1 pseudogene is annotated in these 551 nt (G+C 67.5%); it reads left to right on the top strand.

Annotated elements, in window-relative coordinates:
- Positions 1-551 (top strand): annotated as a pseudogene (locus BRAO375_RS25970) (HAMP domain-containing protein); the annotation flags it as partial.

The following is a 551-nucleotide window of genomic DNA, read 5'->3' as shown; positions in this document are numbered from 1 at the left end:
TCCGAGGTCACCCGCGTGGCGCGCGAGGTCGGCACCGAGGGCAAGCTCGGTGGCCAGGCCGAGGTGCCCGAAGTCGCCGGCACCTGGAAGGACCTCACCGACAGCGTCAACTTCATGGCCTCCAACCTCACCGCCCAGGTGCGCAACATCGCCGAGGTCGCCACCGCCATCGCCGGCGGCGATCTATCGAAGAAGATCACGGTCGACGTGCGCGGCGAGATCCTGCTGCTCAAGGACACCTTGAACACCATGGTGGAGCAGCTCCGCTCCTTCGCGGCCGAGGTGACGCGCGTGGCGCGTGAGGTCGGCACCGAGGGCCGGCTTGGCGGACAGGCGGTCGTGCCCGGCGTCGGCGGCACCTGGAAGGACCTCACCGACAACGTCAACCTGCTCGCGGCGAACCTGACCACGCAGGTCCGCAACATCGCCGAGGTGACCACCGCCGTGGCACGCGGCGACCTCTCGCGCAAGATCACCGTCGACGTGAAGGGCGAGATTCTCGAGTGAAGAACACCATCAACACGATGGTCGATCAGCTCAACGCCTTCGCC

This window comes from Bradyrhizobium sp. ORS 375 (genome assembly GCF_000239775.1).
Lineage (GTDB): Bacteria > Pseudomonadota > Alphaproteobacteria > Rhizobiales > Xanthobacteraceae > Bradyrhizobium.
This window is presented reverse-complemented; position numbering and strand designations above follow the sequence as displayed.